The organism is Serratia myotis, assembly GCF_027474885.1.
Lineage (GTDB): Bacteria > Pseudomonadota > Gammaproteobacteria > Enterobacterales > Enterobacteriaceae > Serratia > Serratia proteamaculans.
This window is the reverse complement of the sequence record NZ_CP099707.1, coordinates 315274-335677: the sequence shown is the minus strand read 5'-3', so window position 1 is coordinate 335677 and position 20404 is coordinate 315274. Positions and strand designations below refer to the sequence as shown.

Annotated in this window: 11 protein-coding genes; 4 read left to right on the top strand and 7 right to left on the bottom strand. The window is 52.7% G+C overall.

The genetic code is table 11. The features are described from left to right. Window positions 1–17 precede the first annotated feature (17 nt). The 5 genes from prnD to NHG65_RS01450 form a co-directional block, all read right to left on the bottom strand. Window positions 18–1109 carry an aminopyrrolnitrin oxygenase PrnD gene (gene prnD / locus NHG65_RS01470; RefSeq protein ID WP_489844947.1) on the bottom strand — a complete coding sequence of 364 codons (1092 nt, stop codon included), beginning with the start codon at window positions 1107–1109 and terminating at the stop codon, window positions 18–20. A 24-nt stretch (window positions 1110–1133) separates the two neighbouring features. Next, window positions 1134–2837: a monodechloroaminopyrrolnitrin halogenase PrnC gene (prnC, locus tag NHG65_RS01465; RefSeq protein WP_099065729.1), complete on the bottom strand. Its 1704-nt coding sequence runs from the start codon at window positions 2835–2837 to the stop codon at window positions 1134–1136. A 44-nt stretch (window positions 2838–2881) separates the two neighbouring features. Then, window positions 2882–3964, bottom strand: coding sequence for a monodechloroaminopyrrolnitrin synthase PrnB (gene prnB, locus NHG65_RS01460; protein WP_499182866.1), 1083 nt, complete (start codon window positions 3962–3964; stop codon window positions 2882–2884). Next, window positions 3964–5574, bottom strand: coding sequence for a tryptophan halogenase family protein (locus NHG65_RS01455; protein WP_489844943.1), 1611 nt, complete (start codon window positions 5572–5574; stop codon window positions 3964–3966). Before NHG65_RS01455 ends, prnB begins: the two co-directional genes overlap by 1 nt. 746 nt (window positions 5575–6320) lie before the next feature. Next, window positions 6321–7067 carry a sulfite exporter TauE/SafE family protein gene (locus NHG65_RS01450; RefSeq protein WP_099065732.1) on the bottom strand — a complete coding sequence of 249 codons (747 nt, stop codon included), beginning with the start codon at window positions 7065–7067 and terminating at the stop codon, window positions 6321–6323. Window positions 7068–7255: 188 nt separating this feature from the next. Here NHG65_RS01450 and actS point away from each other — a divergent pair, with 188 nt between their 5' ends. Continuing rightward, the gene (gene actS / locus NHG65_RS01445) at window positions 7256–8005 is read left to right on the top strand and encodes an amidase activator ActS (RefSeq protein WP_099065733.1); all 750 of its coding nucleotides are present in this window, start codon (window positions 7256–7258) and stop codon (window positions 8003–8005) included. Window positions 8006–8072: 67 nt separating this feature from the next. Here the strand turns inward: actS and gltP are convergent, their stop codons facing one another. Then, the gene (gene gltP, locus NHG65_RS01440; RefSeq protein WP_112347864.1) at window positions 8073–9389 is read right to left on the bottom strand and encodes a glutamate/aspartate:proton symporter GltP; all 1317 of its coding nucleotides are present in this window, start codon (window positions 9387–9389) and stop codon (window positions 8073–8075) included. A gap of 831 nt (window positions 9390–10220) precedes the next feature. Between gltP and acs the strand changes: the two genes are divergently transcribed. The 3 genes from acs (at window position 10221) to actP (ending at window position 14230) form a co-directional block, all read left to right on the top strand. Then, complete coding sequence (gene acs, locus NHG65_RS01435; RefSeq protein ID WP_499182865.1) at window positions 10221–12179, top strand: acetate--CoA ligase; 1959 nt, start codon at window positions 10221–10223, stop codon at window positions 12177–12179. Between the two features lie 90 nt (window positions 12180–12269). Continuing rightward, complete coding sequence (locus tag NHG65_RS01430; protein WP_112347862.1) at window positions 12270–12581, top strand: DUF485 domain-containing protein; 312 nt, start codon at window positions 12270–12272, stop codon at window positions 12579–12581. Next, window positions 12578–14230 (top strand): cation/acetate symporter ActP, encoded by a 1653-nt coding sequence (gene actP, locus NHG65_RS01425; protein ID WP_099065613.1) that lies wholly within the window; start codon window positions 12578–12580, stop codon window positions 14228–14230. The genes NHG65_RS01430 and actP overlap by 4 nt, the downstream gene beginning before the upstream one ends. An 84-nt stretch (window positions 14231–14314) precedes the next feature. Here actP and NHG65_RS01420 read toward each other — a convergent pair whose 3' ends face one another. Beyond that, a complete protein-coding gene (locus NHG65_RS01420) occupies window positions 14315–20206 on the bottom strand; it encodes a LamG-like jellyroll fold domain-containing protein (protein WP_499182864.1) in 5892 nt (1963 codons plus the stop codon). Window positions 20207–20404: the final 198 nt, after the last annotated feature.

Here is a 20404-nt window from a genome sequence, read left to right as displayed (position 1 = left end):
CGGCGCCGACCTACGCATCACCGCTCACTCGCTACGCGGTCGACCCAGCCCCGGTAGAATGCACGGTACTTGAGCACGAGCTTATCGTACTTGCTGTACGCGCCGCCGCCGTCCGGCTTCATCCCGTTCCAGATTTTAACGTCGAACTTCGCTGCCTGTCGGGTCTGCAGCCCGAACAGCACGTAGTCGGTCGCGCGGCGCAAGACGCCCCCCACCTTTTTGATCGAGATGAGCATGTGCATGACGTTCTTGCCGTCGCTCACCGGCGTCACACACTGGAGCAGCTTGTATTTGAAGTCTCCGTCCAGCGAGACGGTCATGACGCACCCGCCGGGGTAGCCATCGAAGTGCAGGTTCATCTGCGACATGTTCAGGCCGAGCACACGAGCCAGCATGCCGAAGGCCCCGAAATACCGGTCCACGGTGAAGTCGATCCCGGCACCGAACCACGCGCCCGCCTGTGCCAGAGACTCAACCTCCGGCCACGGGTGCCAATCGTCAAACAGCTTGAGCTCGAAGGCCGAGATCGGGAGCTCGTGCACGGGGGACGCGTGTTGCGCGTCGTAGAAGTTCTCTACAATCCGCAAGACAGCCGTCGTCGTATCGAACGCGAAGTGCAGGTGCATAAAGTCGCCGTTGTCGATATCAGCTGCGGCGATTTCGGGCAGCGGGTGCAGCGGCTCTGGGGAGCCGTACCAGACCCACACGTAGCCGTATCGCTCGGCGGTGACCCACGTCGGCTGGCGCACCGATCGCGGCACGGGCTCCAGCCGGCGCACCGTCTGGTTGTGACCGGGGATATGAACGCACTGGCCCTGCTCGTCGTACCGCCAGTGATGAAACGGGCACTGGATGCACCCGTCCTTGACCTGCCCGTCGGCCAGGTTCGCGCCGAGGTGCGAACAGTGGCGGTCCATCACCACGGCCTGCCCCATCGCGCCACGCCACGCCACACACGGACGGCCGAAGAGCGTCAACTCCGTCGGCTTATCCTTGAGGTCGTCCGAGCGCATCGCGACGTACCAACTCGCGGCCACGCTCGTGGTCGCGTCGTACGCCCTCGAAGGATGCTCCTCGACGCTCGTTTGAACCCATTGAATGTCGCTCATCATTTTTGTGTCCTCAACGGCCGATTACTTCTTCCGAGTCAAGCTGATACGGGTCGTAATGTACGCCTTGAGCAGCGCGAACATCGGGTTGTAGTCGAAGTACTTTTTCACCTCTGCCGGCGCGCTGGTTTGTGTCCAGTGCATCAGCTTCATCGCCGGCAGTAGACTGTACTTCGAGTTGTTGAGCTGCGGCTTGTCCCCGGTGATGCAGTACCCGAAACCGAACATCTGCTTGGCGAAGTCTCGTTCGTCGATGAGGGCGTGGATCCGCGCCGCGGCCTCCCCGGTCGGCTTGAGCCCGGCGCTTACGGCCTCGATCTCGGCTTTGGCGTCGTTGAACAACTGGTAGTACCCCTCCATGTCTGCGCACAGGTACCCGAGGTACGGGGGGTCGTTGTCGAGATGATCGAGGTCGCCCTCGTCGCGCGACGCACGGAACCTCGCGTGGGCTTGCACAAGCCGGAACTGCCCGAGGATCGTGCCGACTGCCCACAGCCTGTGGAACGCGTCCCACAAGCGGAAGTCCGTGAACGCCGTGTAGCAGCAGCTGACGAAGTCGTCGTTGTGGTCCAAAAGCTTTTGCTGCAGGCGTTCGATGTACTCGAAGCGATCAGGGGAGAAGTCATCGTCGCGCAGCGCCTTGATGAGGCGCGCCGCGAGCGCGTGGATGGTCACCGCAGTGTTCTCGAGCCCCCGGGAGAAGAGCGGGTCGATGAACCCGTTCGCGTGCAGCATCAGGCAGTAGCGATCGCCGATGCAGGTGGTCGACGAGAACTGCAGGCGGTCGGTTTTGACCCAGTCACGCACCGGTACGGCGTCGCGGAACTGCGCCCCGATGCTCGGGAACCGCGCGAGGAACTCGTCGAATTCTTGCTGCGCGGAGATGTCCGTTTTCGGGTAGACACGCGGGTCAAGCTGCAGGCCGACGCTCACCAGGTTGTTGGTTGACCGCGGATGGTTGTTGAACGGAATCACCCAGAGCCAGCCGCCCTCGAACATGTGGTGCAAGGTCCCCTCGTGCCAGCGCCAGCGCTGCCCCTTGACCTTGAAAATATCGTCGAACGGCTTGACCCCGAGCATATGCGTGTAGAGGCTGCGCGAGTGCGTCTTGAAGCGACACGGCTCTTCGCGGAGATTGAACTTGGTCGCGAGCGGCGCGCGGGGTCCTCCGCAGTCGATCATGTACCGGCCGGTGAACCGTTCGTCCTCGGCGGTGGTCACCGCGACGCCGTCTTTATCGGCGTGGTATTCGGTCACTTTAGTCTTCTGGCGGACCGTGCAGCCGTATTTAATGGCGGCTTGCAACAGGTAGGCGTCGACGTCTTGCCGGTAATAATGGCTCTCCGGTCCCCAGGGCAACTCGGGGATGACGCACTGTGTGAACTCCTTCGGGTCGTGCTCCTGACCGGGTTTGTGGAACACGAAGCCGAAGTTGCGCTTAATGCCCGTGCTCGACGAGACGTAACGCTGCGTCGAGTAGAACGACGTAATGTGGTCGAGCTCCGGAATGCCGTAGCGATCGGCGATGATACGGTTCATTAGAGACGTCTCGGGAATCGACGATTCGCCGATCGTGAACCGCGGGTGCGACGACTCCTCGATGATCAGCACGCGAAACTGCTGTTTGGCCAGGATAGCCCCCATCTGGGTGCCGGACATGCCCGAGCCGAGGATGATCACGTCGAAGTGGTTGTTATCGCGCCCGTTCTCGGGGATCTTCTGAGTCATGAGGGCAAATCTCCTTAATGAGATGGAACAGATGGCCGTGCGCGTCAGAACTCGTTGAGAGCGGTGCGAATGCGGGAGCGCGCGGCAAGCGTGAGCGTGACCAGATCGCCGAGCATGCTGGGCGCGTACCCTCCACTGCCGATTGCCGGGCCGCTTCGCCCGGCTTCGTACACCCGCCCCGCCAATTGAACATGAGGTGCCCGAAAGCGCAGCAGGACCACGAAGATCCGGTTGAGGGCCGCCAGCCCGGCCCGGACGGGTTCGCCCTGCGCACCTACTCGCGCCTCGCCGATCGCGCGGTCGACGAGCGACGGCCTCCCAGCGAACCGAGCGTAGACCGCCCTGTACGCGGGAAGTACATAGGGCAGGTACGTCTCTTTGAATTCTCGATAAGCCTGGTGGTCCGATTGCGAGCCCCACAGGACGTGATCCAGCACGAAGAGGGGCATTTCTACGGCACCGGGGCCAAGGTAGCTCTGGCCCCCGACGCGAATCGGTTCATAGAAGGGGCGGAGTTCATCGTAGAAGACCTGCGGCGAGATGAAGCGGTACGCGTAAACAATCGATTCGACCATTTTTTGCAGATAGGCTGCCAGGTCGTCGCACCCTTGCGCGAACGCGGGCGACCTCAAGGGTACGTCGTGCAGCTCGACGGTCACCGTGATGGCCGCCTCGAGGGCCGCCATCGAGATGCGCACGCTCTCAAGCAGGTGCGCTTCGTCGCTGAGCCCGGTGTAGCTCCGTTGCGCGTCGACCGTCGCGGGGTTCCAGACCGTCACATGCAGGAGCGTCTCACGCGGCGGCAAGTCGGTCATGCGTGCCAGGTCGAGCAGCACCGGCTCGAGCCCGGGCACCACGTCCACGGGTTCGTGTCCGTGCCGCTTGAGCGATCCCAGGAAGAACCCAATGTCCCGCATCGCGGCGGCGGCTTCGACGAAGCCCCAGCCGGAGGGCACACCGCGCACCGGGAGGAACTCACGCAGCAGGCCGACGATACCGGGCACGTCCTTGTTACGGTTCAGGCCCGGCAGTTGCAAAACGAGCGAGCGAGCCTGCAGCGGATCGCAGGTTGCCACGGCAGCGTGCGTGGCGGCGAATACGCATGCCCGGTCCAGGACGCGCTCCACTACCGGCTCTCCGGCGACGCGGGCGTCGGCCCGGGTCGAGACAGCCCCGCTCCGCGCTCGCGTAGCGACCGCAGGTAGTCATAGTTCGTCGGCAGGCTCGCCCGCAGACGCTCGGCCTCACGCTGGATGCGGGCGAACATCACCTCGGCCTTTTCGATCGACTCCGGTCGCAATTGCAAGAGCGGCAGCGACCGGTCGGGCAGCATGCCCAGGCCGGCAAAGATGCAGTAGTAGTTTCCGTTCAACCAGAAGTTCTTGAATTCGAAGTCGAAGGTCTCATAGTACGTGGAATCGTCGAACGACGTGGTGGTCAACGGCAGCCCCGCCTTGTAGCGCTCAACCTTCTCTTTGATGGAGTCGGAGAGCCGCAGGTCGTGCCGGTTCGCAAGCCAGAACGGCGTGTCTTCGCGTGACGAAGTGAAATAGTGCGCTTGGACAAAGTCTCGGCAGTCGTCGAACATGTAGGTGATCTCGGCGTTGAACGCGTCGGCCAACCGCGGGTCGAACGAGGTGTCGGGGAAGTGCTTCACGAGTTGGTAAAGCGCCGCGTAGATGAAGTAAATCCCCGTCGATTCCAGGGGCTCCAAAAAGCACGACGCCAGCCCGATAGAGACGCAGTTGTTGACCCACGACCGCTTGTTGCGCCCGACCCGGAACTTGATCTGATTGAGCGGCTGATTGTCCGAAAGGCCCCAGAGGTTGAGGAAGTCGGTGGTGGCCTGGTCGCGGGAGGTGAACTTGCTTGAGAAGACGTAGCCGCTGCCGAACCGACCCAGCATCGGAATCTTCCAGGTCCACCCCGAGTTCATGGCAATCGAGGAGGTATAGGGTTCGACCCCCCCTTGCGTGTCGTCGTTGGGTACGGCGGTGGCGACCGCGCTGTCGCACAGCAGGTAGTCGGACATGTCAATGAAGGGCTCTTTCAGGGCCTGGTTGATCAACAGCCCCCGCATGCCTGAGCAGTCGATGAACAGATCCGCCTCCAGCTTCCGGCCCTCTTTGGTGAACAGGCTGGAGATGAAGCCGTGCTCGTTCAGGTTAACCTCCACGACCTCATCGACCACTCGGTTCACCCCGCGATCGACGGCCCAGCGCTTCAAGAAATCGGCCACCAAGTGCGCGTCGAAGTGCCACGCGTGGGACATCTGACGGGTGCCGTCATGCAGGCACGGTGCCAGATTGCCATCGAGCGCCCCGGGCTGCGGGTAGCAGGCGTAAGCCATCGACTGCTGAAAGCCCTGTTCGCGCTTGCGCAGCCAGTAGTGGGTAAGCGGCACACCGTCGCAGCTCGGCACATTGCCGAACAAATGGTAGAAGTAATCGTTGCGCGAGTGGTCGGGAGACGCTCTCCAATTCACGAACTTGATGCCGGCCTTGAAGGCGCCGTTCACCTGGGGCATCCACTCCTGTTCCGGTATCCCGAGGAAGTCGAAGAACACCTTCTGCAAACTTGGGATGGTCGCCTCGCCCACACCGATCCGGGGGATCGTCGCAGATTCGATGAGCGTAATGTTCGCCTGCTGTTGGAGCGCCCGGACGAGGTACGAGGCGGACATCCAGCCCGCAGTGCCGCCACCCACGATGACGATATTCTTGATCGGTTTGCTCATGACACTCTCCCATAGGAAGTAGTGGAGATGTTAAATTAGGTTCTAATTCAGACTAGAATCTAATCTAAAAAGTGCAAATTCCGTTTCAGAATTAACTCGGCGATATATCCTCACGCGAACCGCCCCCTCACAACCCTAATTAAGCACCACCTCATCACCGGTTAAAAATATTATTTTCAACCAGTTAGAGTTACGGGAAAAGCAGGAAAAACAAGATCACCTTATTATTCACAATAATAAAATCAAGCCTTGTAACGCCCCGACCCACCCACAAATAACTCACGCACAACACACTATTTTTACTGTATTTTTACAATAAAAAAGCAACGCATCTTATCCAAGATTTCATGTTAGATTTTTTCAATCACCGCCAGTCAAGATTTTTCCTATTACTTAAATAAATACCCTATCAATTAGATATTAATGGATTTTGAATTGTTAGCGCGCTTACAATTCTATAAATTAAACACCCAGTTAGTTATAGGTAATGCATTATCAACTTGCCAGCCAACAAAAATAATCGATACCGATTCATACGTTAATTACGTATAAAAATATCCATAGAATAATATTATTTGCACAATCAAGCATTCAGTCTAAAAACAATTATCCATCTAATTTTAATACGAATACTCAACGACATTCGGAAATTGTTTTCTGCCTCAAATACCCATCCATTGACATATCATCGAGGGTAATCTGGTGAGCTATAACCGTTGGGGTTCAACTTCGCCCCGCCATCGTCGTTAACTAAAGTACCTGACAATCAGCATGGCGCCCGAGCCCAGCAAGATCACATTGATAAGCCTGAGGAATTGCTCACGTGACATCTTCAACGTGAAGTAACGGCCCAGAGTAATCCCCACCAACATGCCCGGCACCAGCACTAATGCCAGCAGTAATAAATCAACGTCCAGATAAACACCGGCCAAGGCAAAAATCACCACTCGGGTCAGGGTGCTCATGCCTATCAGCGTGGTCTGAGTGATGCGGAAAGCTTCTTTTTTCTCAATCCGCCCACTGAGATAAATAGCGTAAATAAAACCGCCGCTGCCAAAAAGCGCGCTGAATACCCCGCCAACCAAACCGAAAGGCACAGCCGCCCTGGGTGAGAATTGCCGGTCAGGCTTTAAACCACTGAGTGAATAGAGCGCGTAAAACACCACAAAAATCCCCAGCGCCAGCAACAGGATCTCTGGCCGGGTTTTCAGCAGGATCGCCGCCCCTAGCAGACTGCCGATGACCATTAATGGAATCAGCCGTTTTAATTCAGGCCATTGCGCGTTCCGCCCGTCGCGACTGACATTAACAATCGCCGCGCACATATCCAGCAGAGCCAGTAAGGGAACGATTTTCGCCACCGGCATATAGAGTGCCATTATCGGACTGGCGACTAACGCAGAACCAAAACCGGCGATGCCGAAAATGACATACGCCACCAATAATGTGGCCGCCAGTACCAAATAACTCGAGAGCGTTAAGGTTTCCTGCACGTGAGCTTTTTCCAATCCATGAGTGTTATTGAGCCACAAGGGCAAAACAGGATGCCTTAACTCCCTGCCCGCCATATCCTAATCCCGGCAAATTTAGTCCATGGCGGCGTTTTTGACCACCTGACCGTTGATGTTACTATAGGCGGATCACAATAGGGCGCGACGACGTTTAAGGACGATATTTGAGTATGGGAAGCACATTCGCTGTATGGCGACTGATTGCCGTGTGCATGATCAGTCTGGGATTACTGGGGTGCGGCTCCGGAAAAAAATCGAACAGCTACAACCGTGATTATGATCAGTTGGCCAGAGGCAGTTATAACGGCAACACCTATACCGTTAAACGCGGCGATACGCTGTTCTATATTGCCTGGATCACCAACAGTGAAGTCAGCGAGTTGGCGCGGCGTAATAAGATCCCCAAACCCTACAACCTGGAGATTGGCCAAAAGCTGGCGCTGAATAATGCGACGGCGAAGAAGGGCAAATCACGCAAAACGCAGTCTACCAGCCAGATTGCAGCCGTTACACCACCGATCCGCAGCAGTATCAAATGCTGGCGTTGGCCAACCCAGGGCAATATCGTCAGCAAGTATTCCACCGCCGACGGGGGCAATAAAGGTATTGATATCGCCGGTAACCGTGGTCAGCCGGTGTTTGCCGCAGCCAAAGGACGGGTGGTGTACGTTGGCAACCAGCTGCGGGGTTATGGCAATCTGATTATGATAAAACACAATGATGAGTACATCAGCGCTTACGCCCACAACAACACCCTGTTGGTTCGCAACGCTCAGGAAGTGAAAGCCGGGCAGAAGATTGCCACCATGGGCAGCACCGGTACCGACAAGGTGATGCTGCACTTCCAAATCCGTTATCGTGCTACCGCATTGGATCCACTGCGCTTCCTGCCGCCTCAGGGCTCCGCACCCGCATGTTGATCCCGAGGTAGACGATAAAAAAAACCCGTCACCAGGCGGGTTTTCCAATCATCGCGCAGAATGGCGATTAAGACTCTTTTATCTGTTTCATCTTGCCGGACAAGAACTCTTTCTCGAAGGCCAACGCCTTTTTGCTGTCGAACTGATGCTCCCATTTAGCCACCACCAGCACCGCCAGCGCATTGCCCACGACATTCAGTGCGGTACGTGCCATATCCAGGATGCGATCTACGCCAGCAATAAACGCTAAACCTTCCAGCGGGATCCCTACACTCCCCAGAGTCGCCAACAGCACCACAAAAGAAACACCCGGCACGCCGGCAATGCCCTTAGAGGTAAGCATCAACGTCACCACCAGCACAATCTCCTGGCCCAGAGAAAGCTCAATGCCGTACAGCTGGGCGATAAAGATGGCCGCAATGCTCTGATACAGCGTCGAACCATCCAGATTGAAGGAATAACCGGTCGGCACCACAAAGCTGGTGATCGCCTTGGGTGCGCCATAAGCCTCCATCTTTTCAATGATGCGCGGCAGCACCGTTTCCGAACTGGCGGTAGAGAAAGCCAGGATCAGTTCGTCCTTCAGAATACGGATCAGCGTCCAGATACGCAGGTTACAGATGCGGGCAACGGCACCCAATACCACTAGCGCAAAGAAGGCGATAGCGAAGTACACCAGCAATACCAGCTTGGCCAAGGGTAACAACGAGGCGAAGCCAAAATTGGCGACCGTCACTGAGATCAAACCAAACACCCCAATCGGCGCATAACGCATGATCATATGGGTGACTTTGAACATGCTTTCCGAAACGGCTTTAAACACCTTCAGCAGCGGCTCTTTGGTTTCTTTCGGCAATGAAGACAACCCAAGACCAAACAGCACCGAGAAGAAGATAATCGGTAGCATGTCGCCTTTGGCCATCGAAGCGAAGATGTTCGACGGAATCAACGACAGAAGGGTGCCAACCAGGCTGTGCGAGCCACTTTGCACCTGTTCGGTGGTTTTTTGATACTGCGAGATATCGACCGCAGTCAGCGTCGACATGTCGATGCCGTGACCGGGTTGAAAAACGTTAGCCAGTGTCAGCCCCACCACTATGGCGATAGTGGTGATCACTTCGAAATAAATAATGGTTTTCAACCCGAGACGGCCCAGCTTCTTCGCATCCCCCACACCGGCAATACCCACAACCAGCGTAGAAATAACGATCGGCACCACAATCATCTTAATCAGGCGAATAAATATGTCACCAGCCGGACTAAGAATATTACTGACCAACCACTCTCGTGATTCAACCTGATTATGGAGCACGGCTCCAACGATAATACCCAGCACCAGCGCGATCATAATTTGCCAGGCAAGACTGATTTTTACACTCTTCATACCCTAAAAGTCCTCAAAGACTCTTTTCGGCACATTTATAGTAATGCGCCGAAAAGAATAATTAATCATTTAATACAGGCTTATGTTAATGACAAGCAAGCGCTCACCTGCCCTTAGTGTGACGCTGTTTAAATCTTTACCATTTGAAAGGCATGGTCTGCAAGCCTTGTTTCATCAGGCCTCAGAATGATATTTAACCAATTTAATTTTTATCTTTAATTTTAAATGGCATAATCCACTGTTATTAAAAGCATAATCTTATGTGATGCAGGTCACGGAATACTCTGATGGATTAATATTTTCACCGGATGAAAATGCGTTAATTCCCACTAAACTTGCATATTTAGTCCAATGAGGATGTTTGTATTATGTTGCATTAAAGTTTTTAAAATGAAAATCACTGACAATGCGCCCCTATACCTCCATCATATTTCAGCCGAAAAACTTCAACTAAATTTATTTATTAGTGAAGTTGGCTGACTATCCAATTATTAATATCAATATCGAATATTAACAATCAGCCATGTTCCAAAATGATTTAATCGGGATTTAATACCAGGTGTATGACATTAACTATTAGCGATAAAAGGTGAGTTTATTGGCGGGTTGTTTATTCTTTTTAGTTCTTTAGATAGTGTTTTCTGGCAAAAACCGCCTATCTGAACGTTTTGTCTCACCAAGCAGGTAGATGACCAACGCAAATGAGGCAGAACTATTACAAATCAATATCTTCGTTGCGTGATCTGCCGCGCAAAAAAGAAACAAAGAATCGGAGCAAACTATACTTAACCTTCAGTTGACATATTATTAACAACTTCAAGGAGAAAAGCCATGAGCCAAGTGCATAAACACGCTATTCCTTCTGCAATTGCAGAACACGCCCTGATTAATTCGACACAATATCAACAATATTATCAACAGTCTGTGCAAGACCCAGAAACGTTCTGGGGCGAGCAGGGAAAAATCCTGGACTGGATTAAACCTTATAGCCGGGTCAAAAACACCTCGTTCGATCCGGGCCATATCAGCATTCGCTGGTTTGAAGACGGCACCCTGAACCTGGCGGCTAACTGCCTCGATCGCCACCTGGCCGAACGCGGCGACCAAACCGCCATTATCTGGGAAGGTGACGATCCCACTCAGTCAAAACAGGTGACTTACAAACAATTGCACCATGATGTCTGCCAATTCGCCAACGTGCTGAGAAAGCTGGGCGTGAAGAAAGGCGACGTCGTGGCTATCTATATGCCAATGGTGCCGGAAGCCGCCGTCGCCATGCTGGCCTGCGCCCGTATCGGGGCAGTGCATTCGGTGATCTTTGGCGGTTTCTCTCCGGAAGCGGTCGCCGGGCGCATTATCGACTCCAACTCCAAACTGGTTATCACCGCTGACGAAGGCCTGCGTGCCGGACGTGCCGTCCCGCTGAAGAAAAACGTCGATGACGCGCTAAAAAATCCAGGCGTAAAAAGCATCACCAACGTGGTGGTATTCCAGCGTACCGGTAAACCGGGTTACTGGCAGGAAGGGCGCGATCTGTGGTGGCATGAACTGACCCAGGATGTTTCGGCCGACTGCCCACCGGAAGAGATGAATGCGGAAGACCCGCTGTTTATCCTTTATACCTCCGGCTCGACCGGTAAACCCAAGGGCGTGCTGCACACCACCGGCGGCTATCTGGTGTATGCCGCCATGACCTTTAAATACGTATTCGATTATCACGACGGCGACGTGTACTGGTGTACCGCCGACGTCGGTTGGGTCACTGGCCACAGCTATCTGCTGTACGGCCCGCTGGCCTGCGGCGCCATTACGCTGATGTTCGAAGGGGTGCCAAACTACCCGGGTGTTAACCGTCTGTCGCAGGTGATCGACAAGCATCAGGTTAATATCCTGTACACCGCACCGACCGCCATTCGAGCCCTGATGGCCGAAGGTGACAAGGCGATCGAAGGGACCAAACGTGACTCGCTGCGCATCATGGGTTCGGTTGGAGAGCCGATCAACCCGGAAGCCTGGGAGTGGTATTACAATAAAATCGGCAACGGTAAATGCCCGATCGTCGACACCTGGTGGCAGACCGAAACCGGCGGCTTTATGATCACCCCGCTGCCTGGCGCCACCGAACTGAAAGCCGGTTCCGCTACGCGACCATTCTTCGGCGTACAGCCGGCGCTGGTCGATAACCTCGGTAACCCGCAAGAAGGTGCCTGTGAGGGTAACCTGGTGATCACCGACTCCTGGCCTGGCCAGGCTCGCACCCTGTTCGGCGACCACGATCGTTTCGAGCAAACCTACTTCTCCACCTTTAAAGGCATGTATTTCAGCGGTGACGGCGCACGCCGTGACGAAGACGGATACTACTGGATCACCGGTCGCGTCGATGACGTGCTTAACGTCTCCGGTCACCGTCTGGGCACCGCCGAGATTGAGTCAGCACTGGTCTCCCACCCGAAAATCGCCGAAGCGGCGGTGGTCGGCATTCCACATAACATCAAGGGCCAGGCGATTTACGCCTATATCACGCTGAACCACGGTGAAGAGCCCACGCCTGAGCTGTATACCGAAGTGCGTAACTGGGTACGCAAAGAGATAGGGCCGATCGCCACGCCGGATGTCCTGCATTGGACAGATTCACTGCCTAAAACGCGTTCCGGCAAGATCATGCGCCGCATCCTGCGCAAAATTGCCGCCGGCGATACCAGCAACCTGGGGGATACCTCAACGCTGGCGGATCCGGCCGTAGTCGAAAAGCTGTTGGAAGAAAAACAATCAATGAAAGTTCCGTCCTAATTTCCGCCGCCTCAGGCCGATCAGCGGGAAGTCCCCGATGGTCGGCTTCAAGCGCGGCGGACTCTATCAATACCTACTGGAGATGCTCTGATGAATGACACCATTTATCAAGGGATTGAGGAAAACCCGCGCTTTATCGAATTGGTGCGAAAACGTAGCCGCTTTGCCTGGCTGCTTTCACTGATTACACTGGCACTGTATGTCAGCTTTATTTTATTGATCGCTTTCGATCCTCAGTGGTTGGGCACGCCGATCGCCGAAGGATCAACCATTACCCGCGGGATCCCGGTAGGCGTAGGCCTGATCGTTATCTCTTTTGTGCTGACCGGGATCTACGTATTCCGCGCCAACGGCGAGTTCGATCGCCTGACTGCAGAAATCCTGCGTGAGGTGAAGAAATGAAGCGTTTACTGCCTGCCGCCGCCCTGCTGACGCTACCGGGCCTGGCCTTTGCCGATGCCATTGGGGGGGAAGTTCAGCGTCAACCCTTGAACATTCAGGCGATCGTCATGTTCGTGCTGTTTGTCGGCGCTACGCTATACATCACCTACTGGGCTTCCAAACGCACCCGCTCACGCCAGGACTACTACACTGCAGGTGGGAAAATTACCGGTTTGCAGAACGGTCTGGCGATTGCCGGCGATTTTATGTCAGCCGCCTCTTTCCTCGGTATTTCCGCCCTGGTGTATACCTCTGGCTATGACGGGCTGATTTACTCCATCGGCTTCCTGATCGGCTGGCCAATCATTTTGTTCCTGATTGCAGAACGCCTACGCAACCTGGGCCGTTATACCTTTGCTGACGTGGCTTCTTACCGACTGAAGCAAAAGCCGATCCGCACCCTCTCCGCCTGTGGTTCACTGGTGGTGGTCGCGCTGTACCTGATTGCTCAGATGGTAGGCGCCGGTAAGCTGATCCAGTTGCTGTTTGGCCTTAACTATCACGTGGCGGTCATCCTGGTCGGTATTTTGATGGTGCTGTACGTGCTGTTCGGCGGCATGCTGGCGACCACCTGGGTGCAGATTATCAAAGCCGTGCTGTTATTGGCTGGTGCCAGCTTTATGGCGCTAATGGTGATGAAATCGGTCAATTTTGACTTCAATACCCTGTTTGCCGAGGCCGTGAAGGTTCATCCGAAAGGCATCGCCATCATGAGCCCTGGCGGGCTGGTGTCCGATCCTATTTCTGCACTCTCACTGGGGCTGGCGCTGATGTTTGGTACCGCTGGTCTGCCGCACATTCTGATGCGCTTCTTTACCGTCAGTGACGCTAAAGAGGCCCGTAAGAGCGTGTTCTATGCCACCGGTTTTATCGGTTACTTCTACATCCTGACCTTTATTATCGGCTTCGGTGCGATCCTGTTAGTTGGCCCTAATCCGGTATTCAAAGACGCCACCGGGGCACTATTAGGTGGCACCAACATGGCGGCGGTGCATTTGGCCAACGCGGTGGGCGGCAACTTCTTCCTCGGCTTTATCTCGGCGGTTGCTTTTGCCACCATTCTGGCGGTGGTTGCCGGCCTGACGCTGGCAGGGGCCTCTGCGGTATCTCATGATTTGTACGCCAGTGTAATTAAAAACGGCAAGGCAACTGAACGTGATGAACTGCGGGTTTCAAAGATTACCGTGGTGATCCTGGGTATTGTGGCCATTGCACTGGGGATTTTGTTCGAGAAACAGAATATCGCCTTTATGGTCGGACTGGCCTTCTCGATTGCGGCCAGTTGTAACTTCCCGATTATCATTCTTTCGATGTACTGGTCACGCCTGACCACTCGCGGCGCGATGATCGGCGGTTGGTTAGGTCTGCTGACGGCGGTGATCCTGATGATCCTCGGCCCAACCATCTGGGTGCAGATCCTGGGACACGAGAAAGCCATTTATCCTTATGAATATCCAGCACTGTTCTCGATGCTGGTCGCCTTTATCGGTACCTGGCTGTTCTCGGTGACCGACAGCTCATTGGCCGGGCAGCAAGAGCGTGAACGTTTCCGCTTCCAATTTGTACGTTCACAAACCGGCCTGGGTATTTCCCAGGGCAGTTCACATTAACCATAAACCAGCGGGTTCAGCATGCTGAACCCGCTCTTATCGCATCACCAAGACTAAGCAATAGGCTCTTTCCTGCCGGTGACTTTACTCTTCGTGTACCTTCAAGCCAATAGCCGCAATCCCCTGCTTAATCGCCTCATTTTGCATATACAGCTGCCAAATGAGACCGGAGCGATAGTTTTCCAGCATGATCACGCTGATCCCTTTTTCCAGGCCGTTGACCGATGAAGCGTACCAGTGTGGCGTAACATCCAGGTTATACCCGCTGTTAAAACCGTATTTCCCCCAGGTATATGGGTGATTTCGGTAATAGTTTTGCATGGCTGCCAGTGACTCTTTTGGCGTGAACACCATTGCCCCTACCGCACCGGAGATCACCATGGTGCCATCCGTATTGGCAGCGGTTGCCGGCGGCGCACCATAGTTGCCATGATAACTGCCATCCGGCCCCTGGCCCGCCGATAACCCCCATGAGTCAGGACCGAAGGTTTTGAAGTTATCCTGTTCATCAATGCTGTATTGGCGACTGATTTGCGAGCTAAGCACCCCGTCATTAAACCAGTCATCACCCAGCTTATCGACCTTGCCACGGAAATCGACCCAGGCATTCGAGAATTGATTGGTAAAACTGGACCCGAACCAGGTGTCAAATACCGGTTTACTGCCACGATAGGATCGCTTGTCACGGCCAATGCTATAGAACATATCGCCACTGACCGGATACGTCGGGGAACCTGCCGCCAGAACATACATGCTGGCTTGCTCTACCGGACCTGACCATTTGATATCATGGAACCCGCCGCCATTTTCCGGGAACCAGGCCATATAAAACTGATTGGTCTTGGCATCGCGGAACCATGGCCATTCGACCTTATGATAAATCTGGTCCGCCATTTGTTTTATCTCACCACCGAAGTATTCGCCGGCAACAATCACCCCATTCAGCGCCAGCGTGGTATCAATGGTTGAAAGTTCAGAAGTCCAGGCTCGTTTCCCGGTCGACTTGTTCAGGAAATGATAGAAGAACCCCTTATGCTGTTCAGCATGGTTCAGCAGCATATTCAGCGTGCCCACCGTGCGGGAAACCCCTTCTTCTCTGCTAATCCAACCATTATCAATGCCAATCGGAATCGCCGACAAGGCAAAACCGACCTGTGCCACATTACAAATTTCGGATGTTTTCGAATCGCTCACCAATCCGTAACCAGGGCTGGCAGGATCACTATTCGCCATTTCCCAGAAGAAATTGAAGCTTTTTCTGGCTTCCAGATCAATCAACGCTGAATCGCTAATCTCACGAACCGGCGGCATTTCCGTATCAAAAACTTGCAGTTCATAGATGGAAGGTAAATCGCTTGCTGCCGTAATATTCAGCCGGATTTGTGATGCTTTAACGCGCGGGAAATAAAGTTTGGCCTGTGGGCCAAGGGTCGTTCCCTGATAAACCGGTAACCACTGCCCGTTTTGCAGAATTTCAAGGGTAAAAGCACTTACCCGAGACTCATACTCTTTAATCTGCACCAGATCGACATTAATCTCGTTCCCAAAATCCACAGTAAGCCATGCGGGCAGCGGAAGGTTATGAGATGCCCAGCGGCTCCCGCCATCACCATCAATGGCTTTATCCGCCGTATACTGTGCCTGGTTAAACCATATGCTGCTGGCACTGGCCTTGGCAGCGATATCCCACAACAGGTTATAGCTTGGCTGCACCTCAAATTGGTGCGTCACCCCTTTGATGCCGTGAGGATAACGTTCCTGAATATAAAGTTGAGAATGTTCCAACAATGGCGGTAGCTCAAGTTTGAAACGGCCATCATCAGCCACCAAACCGCTCAGCGATACCCCGCTGTCCGTGGTAATTTCAAGGGTGCTACCCGGCGTTGCCGCGCCCATTAAATAACGACTTTTATCGGTAACGCCTTGGTTATCCAGGGTGAAAGCCGCAACCACCGTCACCTCACAAACGGCAGAATAGGCACCGTCAGCACTGGTGACCGTTATTTGGGTGAGACCAGGATGGAACGCCGTAACCACGCAAGAGGTTTCATTCACTTGCAAGCCAGCAACTTCTTTGTGCGTATTGCCCCAGTTCAGATCCCCGGCATTCACTGCCTTAATATTGGCGATTAAAGTAAAACCTTTACCGACTTCCAACGTCATCATCTCTTCATTTAGCGTGATGCCAAATGGATCGTCTTGCGTCTGCTGCTGCTCTGTTAATTTCGGCAAGATCTCGCGTCCTTGCTGAGTGGCTACCATCGCATCCTTAATATGCAGGCCGTGCTGAGCTGAATGTCTGCGCGTTGTGAAGGTAAATAATGCCTGCCCGGCAGGTAACGGCTGGTCAGAGATAAACACCAAACGTAACCTTTCTGCCGTCAGTTCCTGACGCAATAGGGTAATACCCGCCAAATGAGGAGTAACCCGCTCTACCAGAGTATTCTCCAATTCGATAGTCAAATCACCGGCACAAAGATCGTATTCGCTATTTTTCAGCGCCAGCTGGTAGCTAGCGACACTATTCGAAGGTGTATTCACCACTTTGGTCATTACCCATTCCGGCAGGTCGGCATCTGACAAATTCTCCTGCGCCGCAAACATACTTTGTAAACCTGTCTCATTGCTGACGTAGGGAATATTCAAAGCATGTAGCACCATACCGGCAATATCTTTAGTCGATCCCCCTGAAACAATTTTTTCACCCCGAGTTTCTCTGGCCACGGTTCGACCATTCGCCGCGATAAAGATGGTTCGCGCCATGGCGGAATTTTGTCCATGACTAAAATTCTGAGTTTGGGTTCCATCGACTTGTTCAGTGCCACCACCATGATCGGGCGAGACAATCACCAGGGTATCTTCACGTAAGCCCTGCCGATCCAACTCACTGAGCAGTGTTTCTATTTGTTTGTCGGCAATGGCTAATGCCTGATAGTACGCAGGGCCATAATAGCCATTCACATGCCCGGCCAAGTCGATCTCGCTCAGATGAACCATCATGAATGCGGTATCTTTCAACTTGCCTGCAGCAATATAAGCCGTCGCCTTGTTCACAATGGCCTTGTCATCACCCTTGACGCATTCCACCCCGAGCGAAGGCTCAATCAAACTGTTGGCAATGGCCTCCCAAGAGACGTAGGCCGCAAGCTTACGGTTTGGCATCGCCTGGCGCAGCCGCTTGAACAACGTCGGATAGGGGCTATTTTCCGGATAATAACTTTCGGCAGCCACACCATTGGTAACCCCGTGTTTACTGGTATCTACACCGGTAAGTATCGCGCCCCAGTTTGGGGCCGAGTCGGATGGCATGACTGACTGTGCTGTGTAGGTCACCGCACCATGCTCGATCACTCCTCGTAAACATGGAATACCTAACCGATCACCAACAATTTCTTTTTTCGCATCGACTGAAGGCCAATAAGGGGCTTGTGGGCTCACACTGGCACCCGCACCATCCATGCCAATAAATAACACTCTCTTATAAGGCATAAAAATAAGCTGTTCTGCAATTCGGGTTTGCTGCTCAGCGGGTGCGCCAATAACGTCAGCCAGCGTGATCACGCCATCCTGATTGCGATCCAGAGATAATGCCGGATTAATAGTCACGTGATGCGTTTCTGCATTCAAAGAATCAATCTGATATAAGCGACCATTTTCATAGAACTGACTATTCAATAAAGAGAATGCACCATTACCCAATACAGCGGTGGTGTTGAAACGTAATTCCCCCATTTTCGTTTTTTGCCAGTCTAGAGGATCATTATCATTAAATGTACGACCGCCATAGCCGCTGATTTTCAAGATCCCCCCATCAGCCACCTGCACAGAGATATCTCTACCGATAGCCTCAATAAATTCAAATGATGAAGGATCATAATGAAGCTCACTGGTGAACTCATCAATCACGTTGACCATATTTTCGGTACGCAAATGCAGATTGAGCGTAAACGCAGAGTCCGCTACCGTTTGTTCTGCCCCAACTAATGCCAGGCTACCGCTAAATTTCTCTGTTAACGGTTTAACGACGAGATCACGGTATTCCTCGTAAAATGCCAGCACCTCTGGTGCACTGACGACTCGGTTGATAATCCGTAATTCATCAATCTGCGTTTCGTTACTTAAACGAAATTGGCCCTTGGCATCTGCACCAATAGCGATATCCAGAGCCGTTGTTGTATCACCCGAAGAGCGAATATCAATCTGTCGTTGCAGTACACCATCTTTATAAAAACAAGCATTGCCAGCACGATCGTGACTCACTGTGATTTGGTGCCATCTGCCATCAGCCATATGGATCGGGTGGTCCGCACCAAGATCGTAACGACTTGCATTACTGCCTTTCCAGTTCCAGCTCAACGTATTTTCATGGATCCCCACCTGCCAGCCGGGATTGCTGCCACTGTTCCAGTCTTTATTCGCGATAATCGTTTGTTCTTGATTCACCGTTGGGGAGTTGATCCAAAAACACAGGCTGAAATCACCGGCTAAATCGTTTGGTAATTCTGCATTGGGAACAGTGAGGAAGGTTTTTCCGTCGAACAGAAATGCACTGGTAGCAAAGTTTGGTGTATATGCCTCTTTGCCGTGAGCGATAGCATGGTAGCCTTTATCTGTGCTTTCATTCAAAGTGCCATCAAACGAGTAGTGAAGGGTTTTAAGAACAGGAACAAGTTGTTGGGCATAAGCTTCATACTCCTGTTGAACCTGCTGAGGCGAAATAATAGTGTTTGATATCTGAACGCGGTCAAGCAAAGCATTTTCCAGGCGGTACTTACCCCATCCATCGGCGCCAATATTGAAATCCAAATGAGTATTGGTATGGCCAGTGCCGGCGATGGAGATGCGTTTTCTCTCCTGCCCATCGATATAAAAAATAGCATCGCCACGCCTATTATGCGTAATAGCAACATGGTGCCATTTAAAGTCAGCAATGAGAATATCACTGACATCTAACCGGCCACCATAAATACCTTTCCAGTTCCACCGCAGTTTTTCACCACTAATACCGATAACCCAACCTATATTTCCACCAACACTCCAGTCTTTATTCGAAAATATAACACCCTCATATTGTGCATTGCTTTTAATCCAGAAAGAAACGCTGAAATCCCCATCCAGCGCCGGGAACAGCTCACTTTGAGGCAGTGTAATATAAGATTTCGTCAACTTAGCAGCTTTGCCGTCAAAACCACGAACAAAGCTAATATCTCCGGTAGCCACACCATGGTAGCCTTGGTCTGAACTGTCTTTCAAATCATCGTCAAAGTTCATCAATACTGCTAATGACTTTTGTAGTTTATCTTTTAGATCATAAAATCTTTGCTTAATTTCCTCGTGGCTTAGGAGCTTATCATGGATCGCCAACTCATCCAGATGACAACCATCCAGAGAATATTTACCCAGCGCATCAGCCCCAATCACCGTGGCATAGTTACTATCAATATTGCCAGAGTTGGCAATGTTAATGGTATAAACCTCTTCTCCATCCTTATAGAAGACAGCGTCACCCTGACGATCAAACGTAACGGCAACATGATGCCAACGGTTGTCTGCAATTTTAATGTTTTGTTCAGCTCCCAGGTCTAGGCGGGATCGGGAGGCACCTTTCCAGTTACAAACCAAATAATCCTTATTAATACCCAGCAACCAACCAATATTAGAACCTTTCCCCCAGTCTTTATTAGAGATAATTACGCCATCACTTGATGTACCAGATTTAATCCAGAATGATAGACTCAGGTTACGATCGGTAGAGAATAAAAATTTATCCTTCACCAAAGAAATAGAGCCTTTTTCGAAATATCCGTCCTGACCAATATTGTTTTTAGTGAGAACAATATTTCCCGTGACTTTTTCTATACTGTTATTACCTGAAACATCTTTAATTTCCGTATTAAAGTCTATTCTTGCCAATAAAGCAGCTGTTTTATCAGCATGTTCCCTCAGGGAGACAGTTTCTTTATATTCTTCGCTCATATTATTTCACCTACATTTTAAAAGGATTTAAAAGTAGGCCGACAATATCATGAGGGTATTAAGACGAAAATTTATCCATGTCGTGTGATAAATCATACAACCAGGTTTATATATTAGAAGGGATATCTCAGAAATAGCGGGCGAAGAATATAGCGTGATTTATGTGATGCACATTGAAGACTGGGGTGAAAATTGAGG